At 65.1% G+C, this 12,895-nt stretch carries 12 protein-coding genes; 7 read left to right on the forward strand and 5 right to left on the reverse strand.

From position 1 onward, the window contains the following. Positions 1-41 precede the first annotated feature (41 nt). Together LC066_RS09020 and LC066_RS09025 are read left to right on the forward strand one after the other, a co-directional pair. On the forward strand, positions 42-935 hold the full coding sequence (locus tag LC066_RS09020) for a carbohydrate ABC transporter permease (protein WP_224898123.1): 894 nt from the start codon (positions 42-44) through the stop codon (positions 933-935). After that, positions 932-1,741 carry a carbohydrate ABC transporter permease gene (locus LC066_RS09025; RefSeq protein WP_224898125.1) on the forward strand — a complete coding sequence of 270 codons (810 nt, stop codon included), beginning with the start codon at positions 932-934 and terminating at the stop codon, positions 1,739-1,741. The genes LC066_RS09020 and LC066_RS09025 overlap by 4 nt, the downstream gene beginning before the upstream one ends. A gap of 3 nt (positions 1,742-1,744) precedes the next feature. Here LC066_RS09025 and LC066_RS09030 read toward each other — a convergent pair whose 3' ends face one another. From LC066_RS09030 to LC066_RS09040, 3 genes are all read right to left on the reverse strand, one after another. Then, positions 1,745-2,044 carry a hypothetical protein gene (locus tag LC066_RS09030; protein ID WP_224898127.1) on the reverse strand — a complete coding sequence of 100 codons (300 nt, stop codon included), beginning with the start codon at positions 2,042-2,044 and terminating at the stop codon, positions 1,745-1,747. Positions 2,045-2,129: 85 nt separating this feature from the next. Further along, a complete protein-coding gene (locus tag LC066_RS09035) occupies positions 2,130-3,452 on the reverse strand; it encodes a GH1 family beta-glucosidase (RefSeq protein WP_224898129.1) in 1,323 nt (440 codons plus the stop codon). 46 nt (positions 3,453-3,498) lie between these two features. Beyond that, the gene (locus tag LC066_RS09040) at positions 3,499-4,542 is read right to left on the reverse strand and encodes a LacI family DNA-binding transcriptional regulator (protein WP_224898131.1); all 1,044 of its coding nucleotides are present in this window, start codon (positions 4,540-4,542) and stop codon (positions 3,499-3,501) included. A gap of 242 nt (positions 4,543-4,784) precedes the next feature. Between LC066_RS09040 and LC066_RS09045 the strand changes: the two genes are divergently transcribed. The 5 genes from LC066_RS09045 to LC066_RS09065 all read left to right on the forward strand — a co-directional run bounded on the left by LC066_RS09045 (position 4,785) and on the right by LC066_RS09065 (position 11,071). After that, positions 4,785-6,053, forward strand: coding sequence for an ABC transporter substrate-binding protein (locus LC066_RS09045; RefSeq protein WP_224898133.1), 1,269 nt, complete (start codon positions 4,785-4,787; stop codon positions 6,051-6,053). Between the two features lie 89 nt (positions 6,054-6,142). After that, complete coding sequence (locus LC066_RS09050; RefSeq protein WP_222477619.1) at positions 6,143-7,144, forward strand: carbohydrate ABC transporter permease; 1,002 nt, start codon at positions 6,143-6,145, stop codon at positions 7,142-7,144. A gap of 10 nt (positions 7,145-7,154) precedes the next feature. Continuing rightward, positions 7,155-8,309 (forward strand): carbohydrate ABC transporter permease, encoded by a 1,155-nt coding sequence (locus LC066_RS09055; RefSeq protein ID WP_224898135.1) that lies wholly within the window; start codon positions 7,155-7,157, stop codon positions 8,307-8,309. 11 nt (positions 8,310-8,320) lie between these two features. After that, complete coding sequence (locus LC066_RS09060) at positions 8,321-9,973, forward strand: alpha-glucosidase family protein (RefSeq protein ID WP_224898137.1); 1,653 nt, start codon at positions 8,321-8,323, stop codon at positions 9,971-9,973. 6 nt (positions 9,974-9,979) lie between these two features. Beyond that, complete coding sequence (locus tag LC066_RS09065) at positions 9,980-11,071, forward strand: ABC transporter ATP-binding protein (RefSeq protein WP_222477625.1); 1,092 nt, start codon at positions 9,980-9,982, stop codon at positions 11,069-11,071. A gap of 292 nt (positions 11,072-11,363) precedes the next feature. Here LC066_RS09065 and LC066_RS09070 read toward each other — a convergent pair whose 3' ends face one another. Both LC066_RS09070 and LC066_RS09075 read right to left on the reverse strand, forming a co-directional pair. Next, entirely contained in the window at positions 11,364-12,287 is a 924-nt protein-coding gene (locus LC066_RS09070) for a GNAT family N-acetyltransferase (protein WP_224898139.1), read from the reverse strand. A 238-nt stretch (positions 12,288-12,525) separates the two neighbouring features. Beyond that, a partial coding sequence (locus tag LC066_RS09075; RefSeq protein WP_224898140.1) for an aldehyde dehydrogenase family protein occupies positions 12,526-12,895 on the reverse strand: 370 nt, incomplete at its 5' end.

Below are 12,895 nucleotides of genomic sequence, written 5' to 3' on the forward strand. Positions count from 1 at the left end.
CCGTGCCTGCATCCCCGGGCGCGGGTCAGAAGAGGCTCAGCATGACAGACGCATTCCGCATCGCCAAAAGGCGCCGGGCAATCCACGGGTGGCTCCTGCTCTCGCCCGCGCTGGTCATGCTGAGCACCTTCGCCTTCTATCCCTCGGTCGCTACTCTCTGGGCCAGCTTCTTCTCGCGCGAGACGCGGCGGCACCCGTCCGAGTTCATCGGGTTGGACAACTACCGTTTCCTCTTCGAGGATCCGACCTTCTGGAAGGTGGCGGGCAACAACCTGCTCTATGCGGGCGTGACGATACCCATCTCCATCGCCCTGGCGCTGGTTATGGCGCTTTGGGCCAACTCGAAGATCCCCGGAAAATCCTTCCTGCGCACCGCCTACTTCACCCCCACGGTCCTGCCGATGATCGCGGCGGGCAACCTGTGGCTGTTCTTCTACACACCGGACATCGGGGTGCTGGATCAGCTTTTCGGCCTTGTCGGCCTGGGCTCGATGAACTGGCTTGGGCGGCCTGAAACATCCCTCTGGGCGATCTGCATCGTGACCATCTGGAAGGAGAGCGGGTTCTTCATGATCTTCTACCTGGCCGCGCTGCAAACCATCCCGCCCGAGTTGAAAGAGGCCGCCGACATCGAGGGCGCCAGCCGCTGGACCTATACCCGCCGGATCGTGCTGCCGCTTCTGATGCCGACGACGCTGTTCATCCTGGTCAATGCGCTGATCAACTCGGTGAAACTGATCGACCACCTGTTCATCCTGACCAAGGGCGGGCCGTCCGACAGCTCCAAACTGATCCTCTACTATATCTGGGAGCTCAGCTTCGCCTTCTTCGACAGCCCCATGGCGGCGGCGACCACCGTGCTGGTGCTGGCGGTGCTGGGGATCGTCGCGGCGCTGCAATTCGGGCTGCTGGACAGAAGGACCCATTACCAATGACGCGCCTGATGCCCCGGATCGAGGCGGCGCTGGCCCTGCTGCTGGCGCTGGTCTGGATCTCTCCGCTGCTGTTCGCCCTCTGGGCGGCGTTTCATGCCACGACGGATGCGGTGAATTTCACCCTGTCGGCGCCGCTGATCCTGGACAACTTCCGCACCGCCTGGGACGGCGCGCCCTGGCTGCGCTATTTCCTCAACACCTTCCTGCTGGTGACGCTGGTCCTGGCCGGGCAATTCTTCCTGTGCACCCTCGCGGGCTTCGCCTTCGCCCGGGTCGAGTTTCGCGGCAAGGGCACGGTCTTTACCCTGATCCTGCTGCAGCTCTTCATCCTGCCCGAGGTGCTGATCGTGAAGAACTACGCCATCGCCGCCTCGCTGGGGCTGGTGGACACGATCGCGGGGATTGGCGTGCCCTACATGGCCTCGGCCTTCGGCATCTTCCTGATGCGTCAGGCCTTCAAGGGCGTCCCGATGGAGCTGGATGAGGCCGCCCGGGTCGAGGGCTGTTCCCTGCTGGGCGTGCTGTGGCGCGTCTACGTTCCGGCCGCCCGGCCCACATATATCGCCTATGCGCTGGTCTCGGTGGCGACGCACTGGAACAACTTCCTCTGGCCGCTGATCGTCACCAATACCGAAAGCGCCCGGCCCCTGACCGTGGGCCTGTCGATCTTCGGCGCGCCGGAGAACGGCGTGGACATATCGGTGATCTCGGCGGCGACAGTGATGGTCATCGCGCCCCTGCTGGTGCTGTTCCTGGTGTTCCAGCGCCAGTTCGTGCAGGCCTTCCTGCGGGCAGGGATCAAGTAGGATTTAATCCTGCGTCAGGTGTCGGCGCACCAGCAGCAGGTGCAGGACATGGGCGGCGGTGAAGACACCGAGGATCAGCGCGATCGCGGCGGGCCCGGCATCGGCCACCAGGTGGAACAACAGCGCGACACCCCCGGCCAGAAGCGGCGTCAGGCACAGGGCCAGGCCGCGCGGCGCGGACCAGGTGGGACGGCCATCCAGCCCCCATTGCATGGGAAGGTGACCGGCACGGGGCAGTTGCAGGTAGGCCCCGGCCGACAGCCCGATCAGGGCAAGTGACAGAAATCCGCAGAGATAGATCATCGGCGGCCCTCTTCCGGTGGCATCCATACGTCGCCGGATTCTGTCAAAGGGGTCGGGGCCGCGTCAAGGCGCGGCCCGGATTTGCTCAGCGAAGCGCTTTTTGCCACTCATGGTAGGAGCTTTTCGGCGTCCGTTTCATCGTCTCGAAGTCGACATGCACCAGGCCGAAGCGTTTCTCGTAGCCCAGCGACCATTCGTAGTTGTCCAGAAGCGACCACAGGAAGTAGCCGTTCACCGGCACGCCCTCGTCCCCCGCCTTCTTCACCATCGCCAGATGCTTCTGCACGTAGTCCAGCCGCTCGGGGTCGTTGACCGTGCCGTCGGGCTGGATCACGTCGGCGTTGGCCATGCCGTTCTCGGTGACGAACAGGGGCAGGTCGCCGGTGTATTCCTCCGCCGTGCGTTTCAGGAACTTGTAGAGGCCCTCGGGGTAGATTTCCCAATCCATGAAGGTCTTGGGCAGGGGGCCTTCGACCTCATGATGATGCGGCCAGGGGCCGTCGTCGGGCGCGATCAGCTTGCGGGTGTAGTAGTTCACGCCGACCCAGTCGAGCGGGCTGGCGATCACGTCGAAATCGTCCTGCCAGCCCTCGGGCATATGCGGCTCGAATCCCTTCATGACGTTGGCGGGGTATTCCTTCTTGAACATGCCGCCCAGGAAGAAACGGTTGTAGTAGCCATCGTAAAGGGCTGCGGCCTCGGCCGCCTCGGGGGTGTCATCGGCCGGATCGGCCCATTCCATGTTCACCACGGCCCCCAGGTTGTTCAGGCCCATGGCGCGCATCGCCTGGATGGCGGTGCCGTGGGCTTTCATCACGTGGTGCATGGCGCGGGCGGTGGCGCGGATGTCCTTCAGCCCCGGGGCCTGATGGCCCAGGAAATGCGACAGGAAGGCCACGCACCAGGGTTCGTTGATCGGCGCGATGGAATGCATGCGGTCGCCGATGCGGCCCATGATGACCTCGGCGAAATCGGCGAACCAATAGGGGATGTCGGGGTTGCGCCAGCCGCCCAGATCCGCCAGCGGGCTGGGCAGTTCCCAGTGATACAGCGTCGCGCAGGGCTTGATGCCGCGTTCCAGCATGGCATCGGTCAGACGGTCATAGAAATCCAGGCCTTCCGGATTGGGCGTGCCGCGTCCCTCCGGCAAGACCCGCGCCCAGGAGGTGGAAAAGCGGTAGCAGTCGAAGCCCGCGCCCTTCACCAGGTCCAGGTCTTCCTCGTAGCGGTGGTAGTGGTCACAGGCGCGGTCACCGTTTTCAGAGCGCACCACGTTTCCGGGGGTGGCGGCGAAGGTGTCCCAGTGGGTCGAACCGGCGCCGCCGAAGGCGTGCCCCTCGATCTGGTAGGAGGAGGTGGCGGTGCCGAAGAGGAAGCCTTCGGGGAAATCCTGTCGGGAGAAGGTCATGGGTCTCTCATCTGCTGCGGGGCGGGGCCCGGGTCGGAAAGGGGTGTCAGCCCAGGCGTGCGGCCTGAATGGGGGCGGGGCCGGTCGAGCTGCCGACCACCAGCTGCGCTTCCAGCAGCCGGGTGATCGGGCCCTCGTCCGGCGCGGAGATCAGTTGCACCAGCGCATCGGCCAGCAGTTCGCCCGCCATGCGGACGGAGGACCGGGTGGCGGTGAAGATCGGCAGGTCCTGGCCGTTCTTGAGGTAGGACAGATCGTCGTCATGGGTGATGACCGACAGGTCGCGGCCCATCACCAGCCCGGCTTCCTGCAGGGCGCGGCGGATGCCGATGGCCGACAGGATCGAGGAACAGATGATCGCCGTCGGCGGATCGTCCAGCGACAGCATGTGCCGGGTCTTCTTGAAGCCGAATTCCTCGGTCATCTCGTCGGTGCACATCAGGATTGGATCGGGGGTCAGCCCGGCGGCCTCCAGCGCGCGGGTGTAGCCCTTGCGCCGGCGGAAGGCGAAATCCATCCGTTCCAGCCCGTTGATCAGCGCGATGCGGCGGTGGCCCAGCTGGATCAGGAATTCGGTGGCACGGCGGAAGGCCTGGGTGTTGTTCACGTCGATCCAGGAATAGGGAACATCGACCCCGGTCGAGCGGCCGTGCACCACGAAGGGCAGGCCGATCTCGTTCAGCAGGGCGATGCGTTCGTCGTTCACAGCGGGCGCCTGGACAATCACCCCGTCGACGGCGCCGCGGGCGCGGAACTCGCGGTACACCTTGCCCTCGTCATCGCCGGGCACCCGGGTCAGCAGGATGTCATAGCCCGCCCGCGCCAGGTTCTGGCTGGCGCCTGCGACGAAATCCCCGAAGACCGGGTTGACCATCTCATGCTCGGTCGAGGTGGGGATCACCTGGCCGATCAGCATCGCGCGCCCCGTCGCCAGGCCCTTGGCCCGGCTGTTCGGGCGATAGCCCATTTGCGCGGCGGCTTCCTCGACCCTGCGGCGCGTCGCCGCGCTGACCTCCGGGTAGCCGTTCAGCGCACGGCTGACCGTGGTCTGCGACAGCCCGAGGGCCTCTGCCAGGGTTTTCAGGTTCATCAGTTATCCAAAGCGCTTTGAAAAACGGTGCGGCTTTCTGTGTGCAATCAAAGACCCGTCACGTCAATGGCCTTGATAATAGGGCGTGAGTGCTGACCTTACGTCCTGCTAAACTTGAATTTTCGGCAAATTGTTGACATCACGGAGACGCGTGTCATTTATCTTCACACGCCTCAAAGCGCTTTGAACTGGATTCGGCGCAAGCAAGATGGCGCATGGCGCATTCGGGAGGGAATTTGGCTATGAACAAAGTACTTTACACGAGCGTGGCAAGCCTGGCCCTGACGGTCGGCGCGGCACAAGCAGAGCAGGTCACCGTTTTCGGTCCCTGGCTCGGCCCGGACCAGGAACAGGTCGAAAAGGTTCTGGAAGGCTTCGCGGAAGCCTCCGGTCATGAGGTGTCCTACGTGGGCTCCGACAGCTTTGAACAGCAGATCGTCATTGACGCCGAGGCGGGCTCCGCGCCGAACATCGCGATCTTCCCGCAGCCGGGTCTGGCGCAGGACATGGCGCGCAACGGCTTCCTCACGCCGCTGGCCGACGGCACCGACGACTGGGTGCGCGAGCACTACGCCGCTGGTGACAGCTGGGTCGACCTGGGCAGCTTTGCCGGCCCCGACGGCGAAGACAGCCTCTATGGCTTCTTCTACAAGGTCGATGTGAAATCCCTCGTCTGGTACATGCCCGAGAACTTCGAGGACGCAGGCTACGACGTGCCCGAGACCATGGAAGAACTGAAAGCGCTGACCGAGCAGATGGCCGCGGACGGTGAGACGCCCTGGTGCATCGGTCTGGGGTCGGGCGCCGCGACCGGCTGGCCTGCGACCGACTGGGTCGAAGACCTGATGCTGCGCGTCGCCACCCCCGAGGAATACGACGCCTGGGTCAGCAACGACATGCCCTTCGACGATCCCAAGGTGATCGAGGCGATCGAGGAATTCGGCTGGTTCGCCAAGAACGACGACTACGTCGCCGGTGGCGCCAATGCCGTGGCCGCGACCGATTTCCGCGATGCGCCGCAGGGCCTCTTCTCCTTCCCGCCGCAGTGCTACATGCTGAAGCAGGCGTCCTTCATCCCGACCTTCTTCCCGGATGATGCGGTGGTCGGCGAAGACGTCGATTTCTTCTACTTCCCGGCCTATGGCGACAGCGACCTGGGCACCCCGGTGCTGGGCGCCGGCACGCTCTGGGCGATCACCAGCGACAGCCAGGGCGCGCAGGATCTGATCAAGTACCTGCAGACCACCGAGGCGCATGAAACCTGGATGGCCATGTCCGGCTTCCTGACGCCCTACAAGGATGTGGACACCTCGGTCTTCGGGGATCCGACCCTGAAGAACATGAACGACATCCTGCTGAACGCCACCACCTTCCGCTTCGACGCCTCCGACCTGATGCCGGGCGCGGTCGGCGCGGGGTCCTTCTGGACCGGCATGGTGGACTACGTCGGTGGCAAATCCGCCGAAGATGTCGGCGCGGACATCCAGGCGTCCTGGGACGCCATCAAGTAAACCCAGTCGCGGGGGAACCTGCGATCGCGCGGCCCGGAGGCAACTTTCCGGGCCGCGCCTGACTTCGGCGACAAGCAGACGAGGGTATCATGGCACCGGCATTGCAGGGTTTGCTGACAATCGTGATCGGCATCAGCGTATGCATCGGATATTTTCTCGGGTCCAACCTGCTGCTGGATACCCTGTTTCCGCCACGTGGCCCGCGCGCCGGGCGCAACATCAACATCGCCAACATGGTACGGCCCTGGCTGTTCCTGTTCCCCGCCATGTTCGCCCTGGGTCTGTACCTGGCCTACCCGGTGGTCGAGACGCTGCGCCTGTCGCTGACCGAGCGGGTCCCGGGGGGCGGCTATGTCTGGGCGGGCTTCGACAATTACATCCAGATGGCGAATGAGCCGAAGTTCTGGGAAGCGATCATCAACAACATGCTCTGGCTGCTGGTGGTTCCGGGGCTGGCCACGGTCTTCGGCCTTCTGGCCGCGCAGCTGACCGACCGCATCAAGTGGGGCAATATCGCCAAGTCGATCATCTTCATGCCCATGGCGATCAGCTTCGTCGGGGCCTCGGTGATCTGGAAACTGGTCTATGACGCCCGCCCCGCAGGGCAGGAGCAGATCGGCATCCTCAACGCCATCGTGGTGGCCCTGGGCGGACAGCCCGAGACCTGGCTGACCATTCCCTTCTGGAACAACTTCTTCCTGATGGCCGTGCTGGTCTGGATCCAGACGGGCTTTGCCATGGTGATCCTGTCGGCTGCCCTGCGCGGCATCCCGGAAGAAACCATCGAGGCCGCCATCGTCGACGGCGCCAACCCGATGCAGATCTTCTTCAAGATCAAGGTGCCGCAGATCAAGGGCACGATCATGGTCGTCTGGACCACGATCACCATCATCGTGCTGAAGATCTTCGACATCGTCTTTGCCATGACCAACGGCCAGTGGGGGACGCAGGTTCTGGCGAACTACATGTACGCCAAGCTCTTCGTCGCCCGGGACTGGGGCGTGGGCAGTGCCTCGGCCATCGTCATCATGGTGCTGGTGCTGCCGATCCTGGTCTGGAACGTGCGCAACGCGCGCAAGGAAATGAACTGAGGAGGCGGTGATGAAGAATATTGCCGGACAGAAACCCGCACTTCTCTGGGCCACGCATCTTGCCGTGGCCTTCATGGTGATCCTGTGGATCATCCCAACCTTCGGCCTGCTGGTCTCGTCCTTCCGCACCGGCGACCAGATCTCCACCAGCGGCTGGTGGAAATCGCTCTTTGCCACCGAACAGGTGGAGGGGTTCCGCACCGCCTCGCCCGAGGACCAGGTGCAAGAGGGCGATCTTTACGTGATCGAGGGCAATGTCTTCACCGATGGCGGGGCCGAGGCCAACACGCTGTCGGCCTGGGGCACCTCGTCGCGTGATGTCAGCGCCTATGCGCCGGGTGACGTGGCCGAGCTGCGCGACGGCGGCACCATCACCATCGCGGAGAACGGCGACTACCGGCTGGAGAACAGCGAACCCTTCGAGGGCAGCCGGGGCGAGCGGGTCTTCGGCACCGTGTCCGAACCGCCCACCTTCACCCTGGAAAACTACGATCGCGTCCTCTTCTCCGGCTCCAGCACCGACGGGATGCAGAAGGCCTTCCTGAACACCATGACGGTGACGATCCCCGCGACCGTTATTCCGATCCTGATCGCCGCCTTCGCGGCCTATGCCCTGGCCTGGATGGATTTCCCGGGCCGCGCCCTGCTGATCGCGGGCGTCGTGGCCCTGCTGGTGGTGCCGCTGCAACTGGCGCTGATCCCGCTGCTGAAGCTGCACCTGAACATCGGCATCGGGAAGGGCTACATGGGCGTCTGGCTGGCGCATACGGGCTTCGGCCTGCCCATGGCGGTCTACCTGCTGCGCAACTACATCGCGGGTCTGCCCCGCGACATCATCGAAAACGCCCGCGTGGACGGCGCGACGGAATTCCAGATCTTCACCCGGATCATCCTGCCGCTGTCCTTCCCTGCGCTGGCCAGCTTCGCGATCTTCCAGTTCCTGTGGACCTGGAACGACCTGCTGGTGGCCAAGGTCTTCCTGATCGACGCCTCGGGGCAGACCACGGTGATGACCAACCAGATTGTCGAGTTGATGGGCACCCGGGGCGGTGACTGGGAGATCCTGGCCACGGCGGCCTTCGTCTCCATCTCCGTGCCGCTGCTCGTCTTCTTCTTCATGCAGAAATACCTGGTCCGCGGCCTTCTGGCCGGGTCCGTGAAATAGGAATGCTCCCCATGACGACAACGATTGCTTCTGCCGAAAAGACCGCGGAATGGTGGCGCGGTGCCGTGATCTACCAGATCTATCCGCGCAGCTTCCAGGACGCCAATGGCGACGGGATCGGCGACCTGGCCGGCATCACGCAGCGCCTGGACCATATCGCCTCGCTCGGCGCCGACGCGATCTGGATCTCGCCCTTCTTCACCTCCCCGATGAAGGACTTCGGCTATGACGTCAGCGACTACTGCGACGTCGACGCCATGTTCGGCACCCTGCGCGATTTCGACGACCTGACCAGCCGCGCCCGGGAACTGGGCCTGAAGGTGCTGATCGACCTGGTGCTGTCGCATACCTCGGACCAGCATCCCTGGTTCGCCGAAAGCCGTGCCAGCCGCGAGAACCCGAAATCCGACTGGTACGTCTGGGCCGATGCCAAGCCCGACGGCACCCCGCCCAACAACTGGATGTCGCTGTTCGGCGGTTCCTCCTGGCAGTGGGATTCCCGTCGCCAGCAGTACTACCTGCACAACTTCCTCTCCTCGCAGCCCGACCTGAACTTCCACTGTGACGAGGTGAAACAGGAGCTGCTCAGCGTCGCCCGCTTCTGGTTGAACCGTGGCGTCAACGGCTTCCGCCTGGACACGATCAATTTCTACACCCACGACGCCGAGCTGCGCGACAACCCCGCGCTGCCGCCCGAGAAACGGGTGGCCAACACGGCACCCTCGGTGAACCCCTACATCTGGCAGGACCATCTCTACGACAAGTCGCGCCCCGAGAACTTGGAGTTCCTGCGCGAACTGCGCGCGGTGATGGAACCCTATGACGCCGCCGCCGTCGGCGAGGTGGGCGATGACCAGCGCGGGCTGGAGATCCTGGGTCAGTACACCCGGGGCAACGACCTGATGCACATGTGCTATGCCTTCGAGTTGCTGGCCGGTGACACGCCCTCCGCCGACTACGTGAAGACCACGATGGACCTCGTCGACCGAGTTGCCAGCGACGGCTGGGCCTGTTGGGCGTTTTCCAACCACGACGTGGTGCGTCACCCGACCCGGTGGAAGCTGGAAGACGAGGGCATCCGCTGCTTCAACGTGATGATGATGTGCCTGCGCGGCTCGGTCTGCCTCTACCAAGGCGAAGAGCTGGGCCTCTACGAGGCCGACGTGGCCTACGAGGACCTGCAGGATCCCTACGGCATCCAGTTCTGGCCCGAGTTCAAGGGCCGCGACGGCTGTCGGACCCCGATGGTCTGGGAGGCGCACAACCCCCACGCCGGTTTCGGCACCGGCGGCGACGAACGCCCCTGGTTGCCGGTCAGCGGCAGCCAGGCCGCCAAGGCCGTGGACCTGCAGGAAAACGTGCCCACCTCGACCCTCAACCACTACCGCCGCTCGGTGGCGCTGCGCCAGGATCACCCGGTGTTGAAACGCGGCACCCAGACGCCGCTGTCGGCTGAGGGCTCGGTGCTGTCCTTCACCCGTGAAGGGGAGGGCGAGACGCTCTTCTGTGCCTTCAACCTCAGTGGGGACGAGGCCGAGCTGACCCTGCCCGCGGGCACCTGGACCAGCGTGGCAGAGGGGCTGCAGGGGGCCGTGGTGCCGGAGGGCAAGACTGTCAAACTGCCCGGCTGGGGCTATGCTGTGCTGGCAAAAGAAGGGGAGTGAGGAAGAATGGGCAACCTGACGCTGACGGATGTCTCGAAGACCTACGGGGGCGCGGTCAACGTCCTCAATGACATCAACCTCGAGATCGAGGCCGGCGAGCTGATCGTCTTCGTCGGTCCCTCCGGCTGCGGGAAGTCCACGCTGCTGCGCATGATCGCGGGGCTGGAGAAGATCACCGGCGGTGAGCTGACCATCGACGGTCAGCGCATGAACGACGTGCCGCCCGCGCAGCGCGGCATCGCCATGGTGTTCCAGTCCTACGCGCTTTACCCGCACATGACCGTGCGGGAGAACATGGCCTTCGCCCTGAAGCTGGCGAAGAAGTCGAAGGAGGAGATCGACGCGGCGGTGATGGATGCGGCGAAGAAGCTGCAACTGGAAGACTACCTCGATCGTCTGCCCAAGGCCCTGTCAGGTGGTCAGCGTCAGCGGGTGGCCATCGGCCGCTCGATCGTCCGCGATCCGAAGATCTTCCTCTTCGACGAGCCGTTGTCGAACCTCGACGCGGCGCTGCGCGTTGCCACACGGATCGAGATCGCCCGCCTGAAGGAGGAGATGCCCGACCGGACGATGATCTACGTCACCCACGACCAGGTCGAGGCGATGACCCTGGCCGACCGGATCGTGGTTCTGGCCAACAAGGGCATCGCCCAGGTCGGCGCGCCGCTGGAGCTTTACGAGAACCCGCGCAACGAGATGGTGGCGACCTTCATCGGCTCGCCGGCGATGAACCTGCTGCCGGGCAAGATCACCGCGACCGGCGCGGTGACGGAGGTCACGCTGGACGCCGGCGGCCTCGCCCGGTCGAGTGTCGAGACGACCGAGGCGGACATGGGCAAGACCGTCAACATCGGCGTCCGGCCCGAACACCTGCTGCCGACCGAGGAGGGCGAGGCGCTGTTCACTGGCCGGGTCGACATCACCGAGGCCCTGGGCGAGGTGACGTTGCTCTACTTCGAGACGGTGGGCACGGATCCGGCGCTGATCGCCAAGCTGCCCGACGTGCACAAGCACCTGCGCGGCAAGACGGTGAAGATGACCGCCGCGCCGGAACACGTGCATCTGTTCCACGAAGGCCTGTCGATGCGCCACCGCTGAGGCGTTCGCCGGCCTCTGCTTCCTAGAACCCGCCGGTTCCGCCGGCGGGATTTTTCATGTCCGTCGCGTCGAGGGCCCGGGTGGACCGACAGGGGACCGGCCTGCGGCCGGTTGCCTCCGGCGGGAGGTATTTGGAACGAGGTGAAGATCAGGACGCGTCTAAGGCTCGGCCCGTGGTCCGGTGGGACGTGTGGCAGGGGCGCATTGCGAAAGTAGGCCACTCGGCCGGGCATCCGTTCGCGTCTTGTCGTCGGGGGACCGGCGCCACAGCGGGCCCGGGTGGAGCCCCTCGTCAGCCCAGCGAATGGGAGGCCAGGCCGTAGACGCGCGCGCCGGTGGTGGCGCGGCGGGGCGTGCCGATCCACATCTCGGTCACTGTGTCGATGACGCCCATGCCGGCCTGGGCCAGGAGCTGTTTCAGCGCGGTGCTCTCGATCTGGGTGTCCATCCGGGTGAACTGGCCCGCACAGTCGCGGATCAGCGGGGCCACCAGTTGCACCGCCATCTCGTCCGTTTCGGCGATCACCGGGCCGATCACTGTGCCCTTGCCGAAGGGCCGCTTCATCGCGAAGCCGCGGATCTGTCCGTCCCGTTCCAGCACCAGCCCGTCCGAGCGGGTCATCAGCTCGGTATAGAGGGCCGAGCGATCGGCGCCATAGGCGTGCAGGTCCAGCGCCCGGAGCGCCGGTTCGTCGCCCGGGGTCATGGGGCGCAGCCTGCATCCGGCGGGGAGCTCCGGCGCCTCGACCGGGCGAGCGACGCCCTGATGCTGGGAGATTTCGGCGACCGGTGCGAAGCCGGCGGATTCGTAGAGCCGGAAGGCCGAGCGGGTGGCGGTAACCCGCAGGTCGCGCCCCTCGTTGTCGCGCATGATCCGGCGCAGCAAGCGGCGCCCGGCCCCCTGGGATTGCAGGCGTGGGGTGACGACCATCATGCCGCACATGGAAAAGTCGTCGCCCATGGGGAAATACATCGCGGAGGCAAGCGGCCGGCCGATCTCGTCACTGGCGACATAACCCTTGCCCAGCGACAGGAAGAGGTCGATGTCGCGGCTCCGGTGCGGCCAGAAGACCATCATCACCAGCTGGTGCAGGAATTCCCGCTTCGAGGCGTCGACCGGCTCGATCGTCGCCGTGTAGCTTTCCAGCTGCAGCTGATCCTCGTCACCTGACACCTGCCTGGCCATGAAGGCCTTGTAGCGCTCTTCGCTCCACATGATCGTACTTTCGTTTCGCCCCTGCAGGCTGGCGTCTCCCACGACACAGGCGCCTGCGTTTCGGCGACAGTATCCCGCGAAGGGCGAAGCCTTTTCCACCGAATATTCAGCCGGACCAGAATTTTATGCCGACGACGTGACGACACGGCCCGGACAGCAAAAGCCCGCGCAATGGGCGGGGCCATTGCGCGGGAGGTGTCGCGGGGAAGGGAGGTCCCCGCCGAAGCGTCGCTGCCCCTTACAGTCCGCCGAAGTGGAAGGCTTTGGTTTCGAGGTATTCCTCGATGCCTTCCTGTGCGCCTTCGCGGCCGAGGCCGGAGGCCTTGACGCCGCCGAAGGGGGCCTCGGCGTGGGAGACCGCGCCGGTGTTGAGGCCCACCAGGCCCACTTCCAGCGCCTCGCCGAAGCGGAAGGCGCGGGCCATGTCGGTGGTGAAGAAGTAGGCCGCCAGGCCGAAGGGCGTGCCGTTGGCGATCTCCAGCGCCTCTGCCTCGGTCTCGAACCTGAAGACCGGGGCGACGGGGCCGAAGGTCTCCTCGCCCGCCAGCTGCATCTCGGTCGTCGCGCCGGTCAGCACCACCGGGTCGGCGAACTGCGGCGCCAGGTCA

It is taken from the genome of Pseudooceanicola marinus, from assembly GCF_020177265.1.
GTDB classification, from domain to species: Bacteria; Pseudomonadota; Alphaproteobacteria; order Rhodobacterales; family Rhodobacteraceae; genus Pseudooceanicola; species Pseudooceanicola marinus_A.